The 19035-nt window shown below is 49.7% G+C and carries 24 protein-coding genes and 1 pseudogene; 7 read left to right on the top strand and 18 right to left on the bottom strand.

Annotated features, from left to right (window positions below):
* Nucleotides 1–53 precede the first annotated feature (53 nt).
* The 3 genes from KNP93_RS08290 to KNP93_RS08280 all read right to left on the bottom strand — a co-directional run bounded on the left by KNP93_RS08290 (nt 54) and on the right by KNP93_RS08280 (nt 1218).
* On the bottom strand, nt 54–422 hold the full coding sequence (locus KNP93_RS08290) for a PH domain-containing protein (protein WP_214854421.1): 369 nt from the start codon (nt 420–422) through the stop codon (nt 54–56).
* Nucleotides 423–515: 93 nt separating this feature from the next.
* On the bottom strand, nt 516–1082 hold the full coding sequence (locus tag KNP93_RS08285; protein ID WP_214854418.1) for a tubby C-terminal domain-like protein: 567 nt from the start codon (nt 1080–1082) through the stop codon (nt 516–518).
* On the bottom strand, nt 1009–1218 hold the full coding sequence (locus KNP93_RS08280) for a hypothetical protein (RefSeq protein ID WP_214854415.1): 210 nt from the start codon (nt 1216–1218) through the stop codon (nt 1009–1011). The genes KNP93_RS08285 and KNP93_RS08280 overlap by 74 nt, the downstream gene beginning before the upstream one ends.
* A 219-nt stretch (nt 1219–1437) precedes the next feature.
* Here KNP93_RS08280 and KNP93_RS08275 point away from each other — a divergent pair, with 219 nt between their 5' ends.
* From KNP93_RS08275 to KNP93_RS08265, 3 genes are all read left to right on the top strand, one after another.
* Nucleotides 1438–1701, top strand: a complete 264-nt coding sequence (locus tag KNP93_RS08275) for a YciI family protein (protein ID WP_251138727.1) — start codon at nt 1438–1440, stop codon at nt 1699–1701.
* A gap of 187 nt (nt 1702–1888) precedes the next feature.
* Nucleotides 1889–2551: a creatininase family protein gene (locus KNP93_RS08270; protein WP_251138726.1), complete on the top strand. Its 663-nt coding sequence runs from the start codon at nt 1889–1891 to the stop codon at nt 2549–2551.
* A 2-nt stretch (nt 2552–2553) separates the two neighbouring features.
* Nucleotides 2554–3258, top strand: a complete 705-nt coding sequence (locus KNP93_RS08265; RefSeq protein WP_214854412.1) for a class I SAM-dependent methyltransferase — start codon at nt 2554–2556, stop codon at nt 3256–3258.
* Between the two features lie 64 nt (nt 3259–3322).
* Here the strand turns inward: KNP93_RS08265 and KNP93_RS08260 are convergent, their stop codons facing one another.
* The 3 genes and pseudogenes from KNP93_RS08260 to KNP93_RS15640 form a co-directional block, all read right to left on the bottom strand.
* A complete protein-coding gene (locus KNP93_RS08260) occupies nt 3323–3985 on the bottom strand; it encodes an HAD hydrolase-like protein (RefSeq protein ID WP_131503696.1) in 663 nt (220 codons plus the stop codon).
* Between the two features lie 256 nt (nt 3986–4241).
* Nucleotides 4242–4577, bottom strand: a pseudogene (locus KNP93_RS15645) (DUF402 domain-containing protein); the annotation flags it as partial.
* A 12-nt stretch (nt 4578–4589) separates the two neighbouring features.
* Nucleotides 4590–4787, bottom strand: coding sequence for a hypothetical protein (locus tag KNP93_RS15640; RefSeq protein WP_251138724.1), 198 nt, complete (start codon nt 4785–4787; stop codon nt 4590–4592).
* A gap of 152 nt (nt 4788–4939) precedes the next feature.
* On the opposite strand from KNP93_RS15640, the gene KNP93_RS08250 reads away from it, so the two are divergent.
* Nucleotides 4940–5689: an SDR family oxidoreductase gene (locus KNP93_RS08250; RefSeq protein ID WP_131503694.1), complete on the top strand. Its 750-nt coding sequence runs from the start codon at nt 4940–4942 to the stop codon at nt 5687–5689.
* Between the two features lie 44 nt (nt 5690–5733).
* Nucleotides 5734–6204, top strand: coding sequence for an NUDIX hydrolase (locus KNP93_RS08245; protein ID WP_131503693.1), 471 nt, complete (start codon nt 5734–5736; stop codon nt 6202–6204).
* Between the two features lie 76 nt (nt 6205–6280).
* Here KNP93_RS08245 and KNP93_RS08240 read toward each other — a convergent pair whose 3' ends face one another.
* From KNP93_RS08240 to KNP93_RS08225, 4 genes are read right to left on the bottom strand one after another with little or no spacing between them, the layout of a single operon-like run.
* Nucleotides 6281–6691: a cupin domain-containing protein gene (locus tag KNP93_RS08240; protein WP_214854409.1), complete on the bottom strand. Its 411-nt coding sequence runs from the start codon at nt 6689–6691 to the stop codon at nt 6281–6283.
* A complete protein-coding gene (locus KNP93_RS08235) occupies nt 6688–7158 on the bottom strand; it encodes a cyclophilin-like fold protein (protein WP_214854407.1) in 471 nt (156 codons plus the stop codon). Before KNP93_RS08235 ends, KNP93_RS08240 begins: the two co-directional genes overlap by 4 nt.
* Nucleotide 7159: 1 nt before the next feature.
* Nucleotides 7160–7744, bottom strand: a complete 585-nt coding sequence (locus tag KNP93_RS08230; protein WP_370528929.1) for an LbetaH domain-containing protein — start codon at nt 7742–7744, stop codon at nt 7160–7162.
* Nucleotides 7741–8478, bottom strand: coding sequence for an SDR family oxidoreductase (locus KNP93_RS08225; protein WP_131972609.1), 738 nt, complete (start codon nt 8476–8478; stop codon nt 7741–7743). Before KNP93_RS08225 ends, KNP93_RS08230 begins: the two co-directional genes overlap by 4 nt.
* A 112-nt stretch (nt 8479–8590) precedes the next feature.
* Between KNP93_RS08225 and KNP93_RS08220 the strand changes: the two genes are divergently transcribed.
* Complete coding sequence (locus KNP93_RS08220; RefSeq protein WP_214854404.1) at nt 8591–9475, top strand: LysR family transcriptional regulator; 885 nt, start codon at nt 8591–8593, stop codon at nt 9473–9475.
* A 68-nt stretch (nt 9476–9543) separates the two neighbouring features.
* Here the strand turns inward: KNP93_RS08220 and KNP93_RS08215 are convergent, their stop codons facing one another.
* From KNP93_RS08215 to KNP93_RS08195, 5 genes are all read right to left on the bottom strand, one after another.
* The gene (locus tag KNP93_RS08215) at nt 9544–11604 is read right to left on the bottom strand and encodes a beta-galactosidase (RefSeq protein ID WP_214854401.1); all 2061 of its coding nucleotides are present in this window, start codon (nt 11602–11604) and stop codon (nt 9544–9546) included.
* 44 nt (nt 11605–11648) lie between these two features.
* A complete protein-coding gene (gene ganQ / locus KNP93_RS08210; protein WP_114595678.1) occupies nt 11649–12497 on the bottom strand; it encodes a galactooligosaccharide ABC transporter permease GanQ in 849 nt (282 codons plus the stop codon).
* A 5-nt stretch (nt 12498–12502) separates the two neighbouring features.
* On the bottom strand, nt 12503–13759 hold the full coding sequence (ganP, locus tag KNP93_RS08205; protein WP_214854398.1) for a carbohydrate ABC transporter permease: 1257 nt from the start codon (nt 13757–13759) through the stop codon (nt 12503–12505).
* Between the two features lie 57 nt (nt 13760–13816).
* Nucleotides 13817–15091, bottom strand: a complete 1275-nt coding sequence (ganS, locus tag KNP93_RS08200) for an arabinogalactan oligomer ABC transporter substrate-binding protein GanS (protein WP_214854395.1) — start codon at nt 15089–15091, stop codon at nt 13817–13819.
* 130 nt (nt 15092–15221) lie between these two features.
* The gene (locus KNP93_RS08195) at nt 15222–16214 is read right to left on the bottom strand and encodes a LacI family DNA-binding transcriptional regulator (RefSeq protein WP_214855125.1); all 993 of its coding nucleotides are present in this window, start codon (nt 16212–16214) and stop codon (nt 15222–15224) included.
* 174 nt (nt 16215–16388) lie between these two features.
* Between KNP93_RS08195 and KNP93_RS08190 the strand changes: the two genes are divergently transcribed.
* Nucleotides 16389–17276, top strand: a complete 888-nt coding sequence (locus tag KNP93_RS08190; protein WP_214854392.1) for an aldose epimerase family protein — start codon at nt 16389–16391, stop codon at nt 17274–17276.
* 82 nt (nt 17277–17358) lie between these two features.
* Here the strand turns inward: KNP93_RS08190 and KNP93_RS08185 are convergent, their stop codons facing one another.
* From KNP93_RS08185 to KNP93_RS08175, 3 genes are all read right to left on the bottom strand, one after another.
* The gene (locus tag KNP93_RS08185; protein ID WP_131503683.1) at nt 17359–17754 is read right to left on the bottom strand and encodes an RDD family protein; all 396 of its coding nucleotides are present in this window, start codon (nt 17752–17754) and stop codon (nt 17359–17361) included.
* A 105-nt stretch (nt 17755–17859) separates the two neighbouring features.
* A complete protein-coding gene (locus tag KNP93_RS08180; protein WP_131503682.1) occupies nt 17860–18057 on the bottom strand; it encodes a hypothetical protein in 198 nt (65 codons plus the stop codon).
* 312 nt (nt 18058–18369) lie between these two features.
* A complete protein-coding gene (locus tag KNP93_RS08175; RefSeq protein ID WP_251138723.1) occupies nt 18370–18954 on the bottom strand; it encodes a hypothetical protein in 585 nt (194 codons plus the stop codon).
* Between the last annotated feature and the right edge of the window lie 81 nt (nt 18955–19035).

Here is a 19035-nt window from a genome sequence, read left to right as displayed (position 1 = left end):
CAACCAGCACCGCCGTTTTTTGAATTCCTCGTTTCATCGTCCAGTCCCCCTTTTTAAAGAATCGCGTTCGCAATCAGCAAGTCAATTTTTCGGACATCGACCTTTTTATTGAGATTGATTTTAATCGTTCCGGCCCGCGTAAACAGTTGGATTTCCGAATTGATGTCAAACATGCCGCCGGCGTTTTCCGTTGAATACATGTTGATCGACTTGTAGGGAATTGAATAGACTTCGACCTTCTTCCCCGTCAACCCTTGCGCGTCGCGAATGATCAGCCGGTGTGTCGTAAAAATCGCGACGTCCCGGATCGTCTTATAGGCAGACAACGCCTCTTCCCCTTGAATCAATAGTCCTTGCACGTCATGCGGGATGTCACACTCGGAGACAAAGGTCCATGCGAGTTGACTCAGTGGATTGCTCATCAAAAATCGCCTGCTTTCTGCTTTTAATTTTGCTTACCTGTCTAGGATAGCTGATTTCCCTGTCTGTACCAAGTCATGTAAAATTATCCGGCTTCACTCGCGAAAATGGAGACGAAACAGAATCATGCCAGCTAGTAGGACCGACCGTGTCTCAAGATCCGGGACATCAAACGTCAGCAGGTGCCGTTTCCGGTGACTTGTCGCAATCGTTTTCTTAGCACGCCTTACCTCAATCCGTCGGGATAACCGGGGCGACCGGATCTGATACGTCTCGCCACGGTACGTCATCCTCAGTACTTCAGTGAATTCGACGGTGTGCAGGACCGTATTTTCGGTTTTAATGTCGCCGACGGTTTCGCCGCGTTCTTCGATCGTCCATTCGGTCTGATTGCTCCACAGTCGTTGACCGGTTTTTTCCTCGAATCGGAGTTCACGCTGCGAAAGATCAAAAACGAGGTTCAGAAAAAAATTCTCCACTTTCGGAAAAGCGACGAACCAGCGGTGCCAGACCTGTTTAAACGTCCGACGGTAGGAACCGACGACCGTATCTGCCCGGTAGATTTGTTTGATCCCCGTCGATTGCCGGTCACTGAGACGCGACGTGTAACCGGTTCCGCTTCCGTTGAATGCCGCATCTTGTTTTTGTTGCCACCGTTCCACCCAAAAAAAGCAACAGCGCTGCCGGGAGAAAAACGAAGACACTCCCCCACTCCGTTAAGCGGAAGATGTCAAAATACAGTCCCCGCGCCGTCAGAGCAACGACACCGAGCACAAACATGCCGATACAATAGACCATTTCCCTGCTCCTTTCCTGGTGAGACCTGATTTTCAGTCTTCTGACTTTACGCTAATCGAAGGAATCTGACGCGGCAACGTTTTTTCCTTTCTTCTTCCACCAAAAGAATTTTAACATCCATTTTTTAGTTAAAATGTAGGAGGTGTAACCGATTGGTCGAAATAAATACAATAGAAGTTTTTCATCCCCACCGTTCACATTTTGCAAGGAGGTCGATCCATGTTATTCCTATTGCTCGTTAAAGCATCAGAACGTTCAGAAGCCGGTCTTTTTCCGGATCCATCACTCCAGGAAGCGATGGCCGCCTTTAACCGTGAACTGGTCGAAGCCGGTGTCCGGGTCATGGCGAAAGGACTTCATCCGACACGGGAAGCCCTCCGGTTTTCGTTTCGCCGCCCCGACGAGGAGCCGGACGTCACATCCGGACCGTTTGAGCCGCCGATGGACCATTTGGCAGGATTCATTTTGATTGAGGTCGCGTAAGCAGTGGCCTGGGCAAGACGTATGCCGGATCCGCAAGGTCACGGTGAAGGACAAATCGAGTTACGCCAAGTTTTTGAATGAAGGGAAATGAATTCATGCTTAGTTATAAAAACAGTACGAAGGTTATTCAAGACAGTCAGACTGTCACCGCGATTCTGCAACCGAACAGTTCGGACCGTATCTGCCGATGCATCTTGATACATTGATTGCCGAGCACCAGGCCGCTGTTTTCGGTGAACGGTTAAACGCCTATGTCTTACCGACACTGCCGTTTAACACCTCCGAAGAACATGCCAATCAAATCGGGACCGTCACCGTCAGTCCGACGGTGATCTCAATGATGCTCGAAGAAATCATCGTCAATCTGTACCGGCAAGGGTTCACTCGATTCATCCTTTGCAACGGGCACGGAGGGGCATACTGGGAATCGGCATTCGTCAAACAGATCAATTTTAAGTATCCGGAACTCGTCGTCATCACGACACACCGCTACCGAGCCTTCGAGGAAGCGTTGCATGCTGCGGGACTCGACGGATTAAACGAACGGCACGGCGGTCTGTTGTCCGTCGCGACCGCGATGTGGCTTTGTCCGGAGCTCGTTGACCTGCAACCGATGGGCGGAAACGTTCCGCTGTCCCATTATCCGGTTGCTGATTATGTCTTTTGGGATCAACTGACGACGGACGGTTGCTGGGGAAGGTTTGAACCCGGTGTCTATTCACCGGACGAACTGGCAACGATTGGTGAGACGTTTTGGACGACCTTTACCGAAAAACGGACGGAACACTTGAAAGAAACACTCACAACGGCAGTCCGCCTGCGAAACCTGCCGGGAAGAAACGAGGACTGATGATGAACGAAACAATTCGGACGCACGACGATCTGTTACAGATGCTTGACGCTTTACTACGGGAACCGACCGCTTTTTGGGACGGATTTTATGCCGACCGGACGAAACGGATCCCTTTTTTCGTCGACAAACCGGATGAGAACCTGGTCCGCTATGTCGATCAACTGGAGATTCCGGTGAACCGGGTGCTCGAACTAGGAAGCGGTCCCAGACGAAATGCCTTGTATCTCGCGGAACACGGTAGTCAGGTCGACGCGGTCGATCTCGCGAAAACCTCGGTCGACTGGGCCAATGAACGGGCACGGGCCCGGCAACTCGATGTTTCGTTCCGTCAAGGAAATCTCTTTGAACTGCCGTTCGAACACGGCGCCTACGATTTTGTCTATGATTCCGGCTGTTTTCATCATATCGCTCCGCACCGGCGGCCCGACTACATCCGGATCGTCTCGGATGCCCTGCGGCCAGGCGGCTGCTTTGCTTTGACCTGCTTCGTCGAAGGCGGACAGTACGGCGGATCCGACATGACCGACTGGGATGTCTACCGGCAACGGAGTCTAAACGGCGGTCTCGGCTTTACGGAAGAGAAACTGCGGTCGATTTTCGACACGTTTGCTGTGCGTGACATCCGCTTGATGCAGGAGGCCGCTCCGACCGATTCCGTCTTCGGGCTGTCCGGACTGTGGACGGCCCTGTTCCAAAAACACTGATCGGGTAAACCAAAACCGGCTGTCTCTTCCGCTGTAGGAGAGGAGCCGGTTTTCGTCTGTTCTGTCACGGTGTTATGGCCTTTAAATCCAGTTGCATCAGTCCCTGTAAGTCTTCAATGACGGCATCGGCCTGTTCCAGCTCGGCTTCGTTTGAAAAATCGAACCGGCAGCCGATTGCTGGTAACCCATTGACTTTAGCCGCCTGAAAATCAGACATCCGGTCTCCGACGACAACCGCTTCCGTTAACTGGTGCCCAGACAAGATGTAGGCGACGAGATCACTTTTTTGTGACGACGCGACGTCTTCGATGCTATAAACGCCATCGAGCCAGCGGTCCAGTCCATACTGCCGGACGATGGCCGTTAAATACACTTTCCAGCCGTTGCTCGCGATATACAGAGCATGTCCGTTTTCCTGTAACGCAGCCAGTACTTCTTCCGTCCCCGGATACAAGGCACCATGCCCCTGTTTAATATGGCGGATCAATGCGTTTTGAAAGATTTGATCGGCCTGTGCCCGGTCCGCCTCCGTATGTGCCGGCAACAATGTCCGCCAGACTTCCGGCAACGGTACGCCCATGATCGCCTGATATTCGGCGAGCGGCGTCTCTTTCGTCCACCGACCCTGTTCACGCAGGAAAACAAAGACATCCTCCAGCGCATGACCGAGAATCCGGTCTGTTTGAAATAACGTGCCGTCCATATCAAAAATGTATGCCTGTTTCACGATCATTTCCTCCTTGATGGTGACTCCTCATTTCGTCATCGTTTGATAACTTCTTTTTTGATACCCTCTATTCGTTTTTTTGAATGACGGGTAAAGACCAGTAACAGCAGTTGCTATTTTTTTCGGCGGGAAAAAGGAGATGAATCCTCATGGTTCTCATCGTAGTTGCCTTAGCTGTCATCAGTATCGTCGTATTTGTCGTCTACAATAACCGCAACAAGATGGTTTAACCGTCTCGCAAGTCCCGTTGATTTTGTCAACGGGACTTGTTTGTCTGCCTGAACAGGTCGTCATGGGCACAGGCAAGTGGACCGGGACCAAACTCCGCTGACCGGATTTGTTGTTGCAGCCGGTTGATTTCCTTCCACGCCCGGTCGTAATCCTCCCGGGTAATCTCGCCGGCCGTCAAAGCCGTTTCCAACTCCTCCGCATCCAGCACAAAATATTCTCCGGATGGCAATAATACGAGATCGAGCATTAAATCGTCCCAAAAAATCCCGGTCGTATCCCGTCCATGCCGAAGACAAATATCGACGTACACCTGTACGATTTGTCCGTGTGCATTAAACATTGTCGTGATGACGTGCTTCTGCCCTGCCGGAAACTATTGAAGCCAGACATAGTCGTCATCCGCAATCTGGAGTGCTTGTTCTGAATAGTGGACAAACAACGGATCTGTCACCCGGATCATCTCAAGACGTGTCACATGACCAGTGAAGCCGTCGGTCTCGAGGTAAAGCTCCCGGTAATCGCGTTTTACGATCCGCTTCCATGAAGATCGAGCGGCATATTTACGTTCCACAACGGCTCCCTCCTTCTTTTTTCCATCCTATCATTTCCGTATCGACTGTTCCTATTGATTTTTGTAAAAAAATCCCTCTTTTTTCTGGACGTTGTTCCTTCGGGAGCGGTAAGATGAACAAGCACATACTTAATGGAACTGGAGGCGTTGTTATGTCGCATACTCCCCGAATTGCCCTTATCACCGGGGCAAGCCACCCCCGCGATATCGGCACAGCCATTTGCCGGAAGCTTGCGGCAGAAGGGATGACGATTTGTTTTACATACTGGAAAGCGGATCGTAAATGGATCAACACGTTTCAAGCAGAACTGGCGGTAAACGGTGTCCGAAGCGAGGCGCTCGAAATCGACTTGTCGGCGCCGGATGCGGCAGAACGTGTGCTTGCGCATACGTGCTCGACTCTCGGCACCCCGTCCGTCCTGATCAACAATGCGGCACATTCGACACAAACGGATCTCGCGACGCTTGACGCGACGGCACTCGATGCCCATTACGCCGTCAATGTACGGAGTACGCTTTTATTATCGACCTTGTTTGCCCGGGCTTTCGCAGAAGCCGGTTTGCAGGACGGCCGAATCGTCAATTTGACGTCCGGCCAGGATCTTGGCGCGATGCCCGAAGAACTGGCCTATGCTGCAACGAAAGGGGCTGTCTCGTCTTTCACGACTTCCTTTGCGACAGCCGTCGCACCGCTCGGCATTACCGTCAATGCGCTTAATCCTGGACCGACCGATTCGACCTGGATGACGGACGACATCCGGACGCACCTGATACCGCAGTTTCCGCTCGGACGGATCGGGACACCGGAGGACGTTGCACGCACGATTGCGTTTCTCGTCAGTGCAGACGCCGCCTGGATCACCGGACAGGTCATCCATGCCGAAGGCGGATTCGCACGGTAAACATCCATATTGTCAAAACGATGAAAAAGAAAGGATTGATTTAAATGGGATACATCTCAGAATTACGGCAACTCATCGGCAGTCGTCCAATCATCAGTGTCGGTGCTACCATCCTTGTGACAAATGACCAGCAGGAAGTTTTGTTCCAACACCGGTCCGATACGCTTGACTGGGGACTGCCTGGCGGATCGATGGAACTCGGCGAAACGCTCGAAGAAGTCGCCATCCGTGAACTGCAGGAAGAGACTGGATTACAGACAAGCGAACTGGAACTGATCGGCGTCTTTTCCGGTCCCCGCTTTTACTACCAGTATCCGAACGGCGATGAAGTGCATGGCGTCATTCATCTCTATCATGCGAAAAACGTCACGGGGACACTTGCGATGCTTGACGGAGAAAGTCTTGACCTGGCCTACTTTAGTCAAGCGACGTTACCGGAAAGCATTGAAAGTCGGGCCAACGAACTGATGCAGCAACTGGGAGATTCCTTTTGGACACTCGGAAGTTCGTTTTAATTTTTTTCCCTCCAAACGACAACGAGATCTACGCTTTGGTCCAGATGACGGACTGAAGGTAGATCTCGTTTTTCATTTATTTCTTCAGCAAGTCATATTCCCGTTCCGAAACCGGCTCCAGCCAGTCCGGAGTCCCTGCCGTGATAGTCAGGTGCGAAAACCAGCTGTCTGACGTCGCGCCATGCCAGTGCTTGACGCCGTCATATGTGACGACCGTATCTCCGCTTCGCAACAGACGGGCCGGTTTGCCCATCTCCTGATACCACCCTTCCCCATCTGTCACGAGTAGGATTTGATATCCGCCCCGATGGATATGCCAATGGTTGCGACAGCCCGGTTCGAATGTCACCTGACCGACTGAAATTTCGAGCGATGAATCATTGACTAACGGATGGAGGTAACTTTGTCCCGTGAAATACGCTTCAAAGGCTTCATTTTTTTCTCCCCGTTGAAAAGGATGTTCTACAGGTGTCTTCGATTTTGTCATAGTTGTCCTCCCTCTCCTTCATACCATTGCACGGAAACAGACTGGTTTCCGAACGACGCCTGGATTTCCTGAAAACGACTGATTTTTCCAATCCGTGTATACGGAACAATCGGTTCAGCCGCTTGATAAAAAATCACCAGGCAGTTATTTTGATACAGTAGCACGTCTCCGGCTTCAATCGTCTGAATCGGTTGGGGATTCGCTGGAAACGACTTATCGAAATAATAGTATTTCTCATTCTGGTGTAAATCATCCATCTGAATTGTAAACGGCATTTCCGCAAGTATAGCTTTTACCGTCGCGTTATCTTCCAGTTGTACGGAAGCAACCTGACCGTTGACGTTGATGTTCATCGTATCGCTCTCCTTGATTTCTTGTTTGACTTCGGTTGAAACCGAAACTGACGGACCGCAACCTGAAAGTCCGAGCGAGAGGAGAACGATGACAGTCCCGACTCGACGCTTCATGTCAGTCCTCCGATTCATCGATATAACGGATGATTCGCGCCGGAGTGCCGGCGACAATCGCCAAGTCCGGTACATCTGTTGTCACGGTCGCATTTGCTGCGACAATCGCATGTTTACCGACGGTCACGCCCGGCAGAATCGTTGCCCCTGCTCCGATCCAGGCATTTCGTTTCAGGTGAATCGGTTTCACCGACAGCCCCCGCCGTTTCGACGGACTGACCGGATGATTGACGGTCAACAACTTGGCAAACGGACCGATCAGCACATGATCATCAATTTGAATCGAACCGAGATCCGTCAACATGACTCCGCGGTTGATGAAGATGTCTTTCCCAAGTGAGATATGCCGTCCAAAGTCTGTATAAAACGGGGGTAAGACGACAACACTCTCATCCACCGGCTGACCGATCAGCTCGCCCAGCGTCTCGCGAAACTCGGCCGGAGACAACAGGTGCTGATTCAACCGGTGGAGCAGTCGTTCCCCGTCCCGCTGTACGGCATGAATTTGCTCGAATACGGCATCGTGTGACTCGACCAGCCGATTTTCGATTTGATGGTAGATCGATGAATGCTCCATCCGCATCACACTTGTTGTTGCGTCGGACGGATGATTAAGTTGCTGATTGAGACACGGTCCGGTGTATCGATGGCATACAGGACGGCTTGGGCGACATCTTCGCTCGTCAATCCCCACTCTTGTTGCGCTTGACGCAGTGACTCGCCTGTTGCTTGATCTCTGATCGTCGTATACAATTCCGTCTGCACGGCTCCCGGTGAAATGATTGTCGATTTGACATTATTTTCGCATTGCTCCTGACGTAATCCTTCCATAATTGCCCGGACGGCAAACTTCGTCCCGCAATAGACGGCGGATTCCGGATAGACGACATGTCCCGCAACCGAATCTGTCGCAATGATATGACCGGACTGTTGCTGTTCCATGATTGGCAGTGTCGCGGTAATTCCGTTCAAGACGCCCATCACGTTGATGTCGAGCATGTTTTTCCAGTCCTCCCGGTGTCCGGCCGCAAGCGGAGCGGTCGGCATGATGCCGGCATTGTTGAAGAGAACATCAATCCGTCCGTAGACGGCTTTTGCTTCCTCGACGACGGCTTCAACCTGATCGAATCGGGTGACGTCGGCCTGTTTGATTTGAATATACGCTTCAGGATAGGCTTCCTGAATGACTTGTAACCGCTCGATTCGACGGGCGGCGAGCATTAATTTGGCTCCGCGTGACGCGAGCAGACGTGCCGTCGCTTCGCCGATTCCGCTTGACGCGCCCATGATGACGATGACTTTATTCAGTGGTGTGTTCATTTGTATTCCTCCTCTTAGTTGTTGCTTGTCTACAAGGTTACGAGTATCCATCCTCCATGTCTAATGCTAATATGAAATCATTATCCATAACTAAAACGCATAGGAGGACGTCATGGAAATTCAACAATTACGTTATTTTTTGGCAGTCGTCGAGGAAAAAAACATCACCCGGGCGGCCCGGATTCTCCGGATTTCCCAGCCCGCACTGTCCCGTCAACTCCAACGGTTAGAAGACGAATTGGCCGGTCCGTTGTTCGACCGGACTCCGGGAGGCATCGTCCTGACGGAAAGCGGGTACTATTTGGCGGAACGGGCGCGCGAACTTGTGACGCTGGCCGATAAAATCGTCATCAATCTTGTGACCGAGGAAACGTTGCGTGGCGAACTTTATATCGGCGGCGGTGAAACGGAAAGTCTGTTGCCGGTCATCCGGTCATTCAAACAAATGCAATCACAGCATCCGGACGTCACGATTCGGATTCACAGCGGGAACGGTCAGGATATTCTGGATAAGCTCGATAAAGGAATTCTGGATTTCGGACTGGTCATTGAACCGTTTGACGTCAAGGCCTATCATTACCTGAAACTGAATCAGCCTGATCAATGGGGGATTTTGACACGGCGCGATCATCCGCTCGGGCAACAGGCGACGGTAACGGCAGACGATTTACGGGACCTCCCGTTAATCGTTTCGGAACAACTCCAAGGAAATCGGACGTTCGCGGAACGGACCGGTTTGGACTGGGACACGGTCCATATCGTCGGAACATACAACCTGCTGTTCAACGCTTCGCTCCTCGTCAAGGAAGGAGTCGGTCATGCTTTGTGTCTCGACCGCATCGTCAATACAAGCGGAAGTGAACTCATCTTCGTCCCGCTGACGCCGTCGCTCACCGCCAACACCTACTTGATTTGGAAAAAGCAAGCGGTCTTGTCGCGTCCGGCTAAAACACTGCTCGAATGGATGAGTTGTCCGCAAGAGGACACCGCCTTTTAACGGCCATACCAAAAAACGACTTTTCGGACAGAAGTTATTTCTGTCTGAAAAGCCGTTTTTGATTACATTCATATTTGATCGCGATTCTTCCGTTCAACGATCTTGACTTCATAGGGGGCAAGTATCAACTGACTGCTGATCTCCGTTTGTGTCGCAGATTCCAGCAACGGTTCCAACAGTTCGATGGGTTGCTCGACTTCGGAAAAGTTCAGGATGAATCCGTAATCTTTCTCCTGACCGCGACGTACTTGAACGGATACTTCCGCACGGTGCGATGTCGCGAGCGGTGCCTCGATCCGTAAACGGTCCGTCAGTAATGTATACAGGTCACGCTGGAAGGCAGCCTCGAGTCGCCCGCCGATATACCAGGCCTCTCCTTGTCCCAGCCGATGTTTCGTCACAGCCGGCGTCTGTCGATAAAAGTCGTCCGTATAGCGGCCGACGACCTCCGCTTCGTCGACCTGAATGACCGTCGCATACTCCTGCAGTTCATACTGTTTCCCGTTGAACATCACGTGATTGCGGTCGCTCGGATACAACGTGTCCGTCTCCGCCGGTGTCAGCCCAAAGATTGTCTGCAGTTCTTCCGGCCATCCGGTATACGCCAAATCATGCTCATCGACGAGACCCGTCATGTACGTCGTGACTAACGTTCCACCCTGTTCGACAAAACGCTGCAACCGCTCCAGGGTCGTCGCACTGACTAAATACAGCATCGGCACGATCAACAGTTTGTAAGCATCAAACGGCTGTTCCTTCGTGATGACATCGACGGGAATATCCTGCTCGTAAAAAAAGCGGTAGTGTTCCTGAAGGGTTTGCGGATACTGTTTCGTGTCGTTTGCGAACCCTTGGGCATCATTTAAGGCCCAGTTGTTTTCCCAGTCGTAAAGAATCCCGACCTCTGCCGGACGCGTCGTTCCGACGACGGCATCCAGTTGCTCGAGGGTCCGTCCGACTTGGGCGACTTCTTGAAAGACCCGGTTCTGCTCCGACCGGTCATGATCGACGACCGCCCCGTGGAACTTTTCTGATGATCCGCGGGATTTGCGCCACTGGAAATAAAGGACACTGTCGGAACCGTGGGCAATCATTTGCAGCGAGGACAACAGGTGCATGCCTGGACGTTTCGCTTTATTGACGGGATGCCAGTTGACGGCACTCGGCGTCGATTCCATCAAGAGAAACGGTTGCTGTTTTAAACTTCGGAACAAGTCATTGATGAATCCGACCTTCAGCGCTAAGTTGGCTGTTGTTTCCCAGTCATTGTGCCAGGTCGGATAGGCATCCCAACTGACGACATCGACGTGTTTGGCAAATCGACTGTAGTCGAGGGCCTGAAACGGAATCAAGTCCTCTGTATCCGCCATGAAGTTGGTCGTAATCGGAAGTGCCGGCGTCAATTCGCGCAAGGGGACGCTTTCCTGTTCAAAAAAGGAAATCGTTTGATCCGTCACAAAGCGTTTCCAGTCCAGATTCAAGCCATGGACCATACTTTCACCGATCGGCGACGGCGATTCGATTTGCGACCAGTCGTCAAATGTATGACTCCAAAAGGCACTCCACCACGAGGCATTCAACGCTTCGAGCGTCTCATACTTCACTTTCAGCCAGTCCCGAAAGGCTTCCTGGCAGAGCGGACAATGGCAGTCGCCCCCGTATTCATTTGAAACATGCCACATCAAAAGCGCCGGATGATTTCCGTACCGTTCGGCCAACAAACGGTTTATTTGCTGCGTTTTCTTTCGATACACCGGTGACGTCAGACAGTGATTATGACGCCCGCCGTGGAGCTGTTTGACACGCCGCTCATCGACACGCAGGACTTCCGGATACGTTTGCGATAACCAGGCCGGACGCGCCCCGCTTGGTGTCGCGAGGATGACCCGGCCCCCGTTCGCATGAATATCGTCAATGATCCGGTCGAGCCAGTCGAATGTGAACTGATTTTCGGTCGGTTCGAGCGCACTCCAGGCAAAGATACCAACCGAGTACGTATTCGTGTGCGCGAGACGCATCAACCGTAAATCGTCCTGCAAGACGTCCGGGACATCGAGCCACTGATCCGGATTATAGTCCCCGCCATGCAACAGATGCCTGGCCTTTGATGTATAGATTTTTCGTCCCATTATTAAACTCTCCCTCACTCACCAATTTAGCTGTTCTTTCTCTCTTACCCTTTTGTTCCCCCGGCCGTCAGTCCGGACACAAAATGTTTTTGCAGCAGGACAAACAGAACCGCGACCGGGATGCTGATCAAAATCGCTCCGGCAGCAAACGTCGTATAGCTCGCTCCCATCGCTTCGTTGACAAGATTAAACAGTCCAATCGGCAACGTATACGCTTCCTGCGTCCGTAAAATTGTCGAAGCCAGCACAAAATCCCCGAGTGGTCCCGTAAATCCATTCATCGCGACCACGGCAAGCATCGGACGACAGAGCGGTAAAATAATTTGGATGAAAATCCGGGTATGACCGGCGCCGTCGAGTTTGGCACTTTCATCGAGATCGACCGGAATTGAATCCATATATCCTTTCATCAAGTAGGTATTCATCGGAATTTGCCCGCCGATATATAACAGAATCAGCAGCCAATGACTATTCATCATGCCAAGTAGCTGGGCCAGCACGAACAGGGCAATCAATGCTGAAAACTGCGGAATCATCTGTAACAGCAAGAACAACGTCAAGGCTTGCTGGCGTCCTTTGAAGCGAAACCTTGAAAAAGCATAGGCTGTAAAAGAAACACTGACAACCGTCCCGAGCATCGTAAAGAGACTGATTTTCAAAGAATTCATATACCAATGACCGTATTGCAGACTTTCTTTTCCGGCAAATAATTCCCGGTAATGATCAAGTGTTGGATTTTTCGGAATGATCGATGTGCTGACTAAACTGTTGCCCGGATTAAAGCTCGCACCAATCGTCCACAGGAGGGGATAGATGATGCAGGTCGCAACGAACAGCAGAATCAAATAGGTCAGCGTCAGACGAACCGTCCGTGTCTTGTTTCCAGTCGCCATCCCGATCACGCTCCTTCCTTAAAGGCGTTCGTACGTCTAAACTGCCATAACGCAATCGCGATGACAAAAATCGACAGTAAGATTGTCAAGGCGGCCGCTAACGCATATTGACCGGACTGCATCGTCAATTTATATATCCAGGAGACGAGAATATCCGTTCCGCCGGCATTGGAACCGGGTACGGACGGTCCGCCCCCGTTAAAGAGATAGATGATATTAAAGTTATTGAAATTAAACGTGAACTGGGTAATGATGATCGGCGACATTGCAATCAGTACCATCGGCATCGTAATATGTCGAAACTTCGCAAACATCGACGCCCCGTCAATCGTTGCTGCTTCGTATAAATCATCCGGAATTGATTGCAGGACACCTGTCGTCACTAAAAAGACGTACGGGAATCCGAGCCATCCCTGCATAAAAACGAGGGCAACACGTGTCCACTTCTCATCCGTTAACCACGGGACCGGATCAAGACCGAACAGAGACAAGATGTCCAGATTGATGGCACCGAAGCTGTCATTAAAGAGTCCGGCAAAGACAAGAATCGTCACAAAACCAGGAACCGCCCACGGCAAGACGAAAATCGTCCGAATGACACGTTTGAACTGGACCTCTTTTTGATTGACGAGTACTGCTAAAAAAATACCGAGCGACACTTGTAAGGTCGAGGCGACCAAGGTCCAGACAATTGTCCAAGACAACACATCAAAGAACGTCGACCGCCAAATATCAACTGTGAAGATTTGAGCAAAGGTAGAAAATCCGACCCAATCCGCCAGTTTGGCAGGCGGGGAATGGTACAAATCATAATTCGTGAACGCCAAGGCGAAACTGAACAAAATGGGAAAGATTACGGCAAAGATCAATAGAAACAACGAAGGTCCGCTGACTAAATAGGGATAACCCTGATCCATTAAATTCCGATAATCCGACCACAAAGAATCCGGTCGGACGCCTTGATCCCGCTTTTCTCCATTACGGTAGGCGTCCCGTAAATTAAATACATACAGACCGATCCCAAATAACAGGACGATGATCGCGATGATGCCTTGTGCCAACAAAAAAATCGAGTTGTCGCGTGGCACTTCTGTTCCGAGTGTTACGATTCCCCATAGCCCCATGTTGAGCAGATCGGCGAACGCTATCCAAAAGGCAATGCTGACTGCGAGCAAGAGTCCGCCTTTCATCCATTGCCGGTGATACAATTGGCCAAGTCCTGGAATGATTGATAACATCAATCCAATTTTCCGGTGTTGCACGTCCTTCACCTCTTTACTAGAATCTCCGACTGTCAGGCATTGTCATATTAAACACGGTTATTTCGTTCCGTGTTTCGCCTTAATCTGACCGTCAATCGTCTTGACGGCTTGCTTCATCGCTGCTTCCGGTCCCGCTTTTCCGGTGGCAATCGTTTGAAGTGCGGCATCAACCGGCTTCCAGACTTCATTCATTTCGGGGACGTTCGGTGTTAACTCGGAAAATTTAGATTGTTCGGCTACCGCTTGTGCGGCTGGACTTTTTGTGACCGCAGGATCTTCTGCCAACGCACTGACGGCCGGAACTTCTTTTGTGATTACAAAACGTTTTTTAGAGTTTTCCGCATTCGTCAAATAAAGCGCCAGTTTGCTCGCAAGCTCCGATCGTTTGGAATAGGCACTGACATTATAACTTTTGACGCCGATGAAAGAACTCATATTTTTCCCGTTTTCAAGTTCCGGCAGTTTTGTGATACCGAAATCAATGCCGGCTTTCGTAAACGGCTCGACATTCCAGGGACCGGAGATGATGGCGGCCGCTTTCCCTTCCGTAAACAGGGACTCGAGGACATTGATGCCCTGCTCACCGATGATGCCTGCCGGGAATAATTTTTCCTTGTAAAACTTTTGAATATACGTCGCACCTTCGATTGCTCCGGTATTCCCAAGCCCGACTCGGTTCGTCTGATACTTCCCTTGGTCATCCTGCTTAAAAATGTAGCCGCCATATCCGCTCAGGACACTTTGGGCATAATAAATTTGATCAAATAAAGCGAGAAATCCAAATGATTGTCCCGTTGCCGTTTTTTTCGATAAGGCATACCACTCTTCCAATGTTTTCGGTAATTTCTCTTCTGACACCAGTTTTTTGTTGTAGTATAAAACGGTTGTTTCCACTGCTTTCGGGACACCATAGAGTTTCCCGTCCACTTTTTGCGAATCGAGCGCAACATCGGTATAAATCGACTGGACCTCTTTCGGAACATCCATCTCCTTGATGATTCCTTCTGTTACGGCAGTCCCAATCTGATCCCCCGGCATCGTCAATAAATCGGGACCCGTCCCTGCCGGACCATCTAATCGCAAATCCTCGATTTGCTTGGCATACGGTTTTTCAACGACTTTTACATCAACGCCGTTATCTTGTTCGAATTTTAAAACGATGTCTTTGATCCCTTCACCTTTTTCAATGTCTTCCCAGACGATCAGCTTCGCTTCTTTGTTTGATGATTGTTCCTTGCTTCCCTGCGCTTCTTCCCCTGGACCACACGCAGCGAGCGAGGCTGTCAATGCCAGACTACTCAGGACCGTCATATATGTAATGGTTTTTTTCATCTACTTTTTCCTCCTGTGGATCATATTATGAAAAGATTAAAACACTTTTTGTAAGCGCTTTAATAATCAAAATATAGCACCACAAGAAAACTTTGTAAATAAATTTAGTAAAAAATTTTACTAAATTTATTTACAAAGTGCTTTTACGCGTAATCAATTCCGCACCGATATAGACCGTTTTGACGATATTTCGTTTCTTCAACACACGTTCCAGTAAAAGTTGAATCGCATTTTGACAAATCTCCTCGAGGTCAATATGGAATGTCGTCAGAGGCGGCGACACATATTTCGAAATACTTGTATCATTGACACTGATCAGACTGACCCGTTTCGGAATCTCGATCTGTTGCTCGTTCAAGACTTGTAAACAACCGACTGCAATCGGATCCGCCGCTACATAAAACGCTGTCGGCAACTCTTCCCCGAGTTGTTCGACCGCCTGATTCATTAAGTAATGTCCATTGTCGACCGAAAATCCCTGCCGGCAAAAGATGAAGTCTTCCCGCAACAAGTCACGTTCTTCCATCGTTTGACGAAATGCCCGCTCCCGTCCATCCATCTCTTCCGCGTCCGTATCGATGTTATGGTACGTGCCGCCGATAAACCCGATCTTTTCATGACCTTGCTCCACCAGTACTTCAACTGCCTGACGGGTGATTTGCGCAAGATCCGGACGAACCGAATCGTAATGTGCGGGATCCGGTGTAGAGTCGATGAATACGCCATGCGGTGTCAATTCTCTCAAATATTCCAGCTCACGGTTCATGAATGAACCGACGGCAATGAATCCGTCGATATCCAACGGGATTTTTTCAATCCCGCCTTCGAGTTTGTAGGTCGTCAATTCGATGTTGTTTTCCCGTGCTTTTTTTTCGATTTCCACCCGCATCGTTTGAAAATAGACATCTTCGAGCTCTTCGTTATCGGTCAGCCAATATAAAAACGCGATGTTCTTCACGAGTGTTTTTAGTGTTTTTTTCCGGTATCCGATTTCTTCCGCCACTTCAAAAATCCTGGCTCTCGTCTCGTCTCCCACTGATAACGTCGGATCATTATTCAATACGCGGGATACCGTCGAAATCGAACAACCCACTTCTTTTGCAATATCTTTAATCGTCGCCATCATGCATCCGCCTCTTTTTTAAATTATTTTAAGTAAAAAGTTTTAGTAAATAAATAGATTAAAATATTTTATGCGTGGTAAAGTAAAAGGGAATAATTTTACTGATTTGATTATTGTATATGTATTATACCGTTAAAAAGGGTTAAATTTCACATGAAAAGAGGAGGAAAGAAATTGCAGGTCCGGATGAATTCACAAAAAGACAGGTCGGCACGATATCGTTTGAACAATGATTGTGGAATGGAAGTCGAGATTGCAAGCAAAGGAGGAAGCATTGAACGTTTGATCGTACCTGACCGAAATGGTCATCCCGAAAATATTATGTTTGACTGTTCTTTGGTAACGGTTCCTGCGATTCCTCGCGGTTTATCCGGCCGGTTGTATGATACGTCATCCGGTTCCGTTCACGAAATCGATCTGGCATTACATCAGCTTTCATTCACAGCTGAACCGTTTTCGACAACACAAGAATCCGGACTTCGTCTGTCGGCGGAAATAGCTGTCAATGGACAGGTGATCGCAATCGACATTCTTTATGTGCTGACTAACAACAATCAATTGATTCTCCGTTATGCAGCGACGACCAACCAGCCTCTTCGCCTCTCTTTGTCGCTTCCTATTTTCTTTAACCTAAGCGGTAATTTAAAAGCTAGTATTACACAACATGATTTAAAGTTTGCCAGTTCTTGTTTCATCCACCCCGTACCGGCGTTGTCGATTAATCCCTGCTTGCAACAGACGAAAGGAACACCCTTTGATTTTCGGTTAGGGCGTCGTCTGAACCGTTTCTTTTTAGACAAGATGTTTTCAAGGTCTCCTGCCGATACCTATTATTTATTTCATCAACAACCGGTCATCTCTGTTCATGAAGCCGTAAGCGGCCGCTGGATGACAATGGAAACTTCCCAGCCCGGCTTTGTGTTGTCTACAGCAGCGCATCATACCGATACTTTTTTTTCCGGTATTTGTTTTGATTCAACCGATTTCCTTCTGTCATCTCTCATTAACGGTCCAATTCCCTCCTTTCACGAGACGACTTATTCGTTCAGCACGACGTATTGATTTCACAGCAAGAGGAGGACAGCAGACTGTGCATCTGTCATCCTCCTCCGTTTGATTTGTTTTTACGAGTCCACCCGCGAACCTAGTTGATTTTCCGGATGACCCTGGTCCCGGCAAATTCATCCTCCGGCAGGATCGATCCGTCTCGCAGATATACTTCCCGATTTTTCCAGCCTTTAATCGGAGCAATCGTCTCCCGGTACACAATCCGTTTCGCAATCTGTTTGATGGCGAGCGGCTGGCCGTTCTCGCTGACGACCTGAATTTGAAACAGACGTTGCCCGACGGTTTGTCCGCTACCTGTTGACAGTTGGACCGTCTCAATCAAAAAATTAACGACCGGCTCCGTAATGAGTGAATGCACTGCTTTGTTCTTGATACGCTTCAATACCGTTTTCTCGAGCACACCGGAAACCATCCCTTGTACAACTAAGTCGACAACTCCCGCTCCGATTCGACGTTTTAATAATCCATCCATGTTCAGTTCCTCCTTTTTTCAATTCCACTGACATTATCTCCTTCGTGATGGAAACAAAAAAACCTTTTTTAAAACGGAGATCTCCGTTCAAAAAAGGTTGTCTCTTCACGCATACAACAGGACAATCCCGCCCAAACCGAACAGACAGCCACCGTACAGGACGGCTGCCAGTCGTTTACCGGATATCGGGATGTCTCGACGAACAAAGAGACGTCCGTACCTTACAGTCAAAACAATACCGATAATGAGTGCTGCCAGCGCAAGATTCGGTATATCAAGAACCGTTAAATACCAATTCAACATCTTCCCCATCCTCTCCCGTCGACTATTATGTATGTCCCCTGTCGGCCCAGCCACGCGGTACTCCTAGAGGCAACAAACAAGTCCTCTCTATTACCATGTTCTCGTGGATTTGATCCTTCTTTATTCGTTGAAGGTTCTACTTTAATGCTCTGAGCGTTCACCTTTGTTCGTTGTCGGTTGAGCTGTCAACGTTGAACTTTCACGTCAGGTTCCGGATAGAACCGATGTGAGGTGCCAGCGCACCGTTGTTTTGTTATCGCACAAAACAAGCGTGTTTGGTCACAGGAGTATCAGGCAAACAGGGGATGTTCCTCAGGCGAAAATTTTGGTCACTGTGTTGCTTTCCGATAACGTAAAATCCACTTCCGTTTCAAACGTATCAATCGTCTCATCGAGTTCAGCAATGACCTGACGCAGGTTCGACGGATCAATCAGATTCGGCTCCAGCCGCTCGAGGAACAGACGGCGTGACTTTTCCATCTCGTCCGCATTCCCTTTTTCCCGCGACCCGTATGTCGCTTCGATATGGCTGTCCGCCCGCCGTACGACGTCTTGCCGTTCCGTCTCAATCGTCTGTTCGACTTGTCGGAGTTGTTCGCGTAACGTCTGCAACAGTTGACGTTCATAGACAAGGCCGGTATCCCGACGGTCAATCGCCTCTGCGACGGTCATCTCACGCCCCTCCATCCGGACGATCGTCACGGCATTCGATGCCGTGATAGAAGACTTAATCCGGTTCCGGCGCTCCATTAAATCGCGGACTGACTGAAGGTTCGCTTTCGCTTCTTCCGCAAATACCACGACAGACGGATATCCTGCCGGTGCCTGACTGCCACTTTGCACACCGATAAACGATTTCGTCTGCGCTTTTTGAATCCGTTTATCTAAATTCTTCAACTCTACTAATCCACGATGGATGGACATTTCGATTCGTTCGATGAGGACCACACCCTTTTCTGATTCCATCTTTTTTTCAGA

This window comes from Exiguobacterium sp. s166 (genome assembly GCF_018618855.1).
Lineage (GTDB): Bacteria > Bacillota > Bacilli > Exiguobacteriales > Exiguobacteriaceae > Exiguobacterium_A.
The sequence above is the reverse complement of the archived record's forward strand: the minus strand, read 5'-3'. Positions and strand labels throughout refer to the sequence as shown.

Coding starts and splice junctions, on each gene's coding strand:
- KNP93_RS08290 (WP_214854421.1), bottom strand. CDS start 422: ATGAGCAATCCACTGAGTCAACTCGCATGGACCTTTGTCTCCGAGTGT.
- KNP93_RS08280 (WP_214854415.1), bottom strand. CDS start 1,218: ATGGTCTATTGTATCGGCATGTTTGTGCTCGGTGTCGTTGCTCTGACG.
- KNP93_RS08275 (WP_251138727.1), top strand. CDS start 1,438: ATGTTATTCCTATTGCTCGTTAAAGCATCAGAACGTTCAGAAGCCGGT.
- KNP93_RS08270 (WP_251138726.1), top strand. CDS start 1,889: ATGCATCTTGATACATTGATTGCCGAGCACCAGGCCGCTGTTTTCGGT.
- KNP93_RS08265 (WP_214854412.1), top strand. CDS start 2,554: ATGAACGAAACAATTCGGACGCACGACGATCTGTTACAGATGCTTGAC.
- KNP93_RS08250 (WP_131503694.1), top strand. CDS start 4,940: ATGTCGCATACTCCCCGAATTGCCCTTATCACCGGGGCAAGCCACCCC.
- KNP93_RS08245 (WP_131503693.1), top strand. CDS start 5,734: ATGGGATACATCTCAGAATTACGGCAACTCATCGGCAGTCGTCCAATC.
- KNP93_RS08240 (WP_214854409.1), bottom strand. CDS start 6,691: ATGACAAAATCGAAGACACCTGTAGAACATCCTTTTCAACGGGGAGAA.
- KNP93_RS08235 (WP_214854407.1), bottom strand. CDS start 7,158: ATGAAGCGTCGAGTCGGGACTGTCATCGTTCTCCTCTCGCTCGGACTT.
- KNP93_RS08225 (WP_131972609.1), bottom strand. CDS start 8,478: ATGAACACACCACTGAATAAAGTCATCGTCATCATGGGCGCGTCAAGC.
- KNP93_RS08220 (WP_214854404.1), top strand. CDS start 8,591: ATGGAAATTCAACAATTACGTTATTTTTTGGCAGTCGTCGAGGAAAAA.
- KNP93_RS08215 (WP_214854401.1), bottom strand. CDS start 11,604: ATGGGACGAAAAATCTATACATCAAAGGCCAGGCATCTGTTGCATGGC.
- ganQ (WP_114595678.1), bottom strand. CDS start 12,497: ATGGCGACTGGAAACAAGACACGGACGGTTCGTCTGACGCTGACCTAT.
- ganS (WP_214854395.1), bottom strand. CDS start 15,091: ATGAAAAAAACCATTACATATATGACGGTCCTGAGTAGTCTGGCATTG.
- KNP93_RS08195 (WP_214855125.1), bottom strand. CDS start 16,214: ATGGCGACGATTAAAGATATTGCAAAAGAAGTGGGTTGTTCGATTTCG.
- KNP93_RS08185 (WP_131503683.1), bottom strand. CDS start 17,754: ATGGATGGATTATTAAAACGTCGAATCGGAGCGGGAGTTGTCGACTTA.
- KNP93_RS08180 (WP_131503682.1), bottom strand. CDS start 18,057: ATGTTGAATTGGTATTTAACGGTTCTTGATATACCGAATCTTGCGCTG.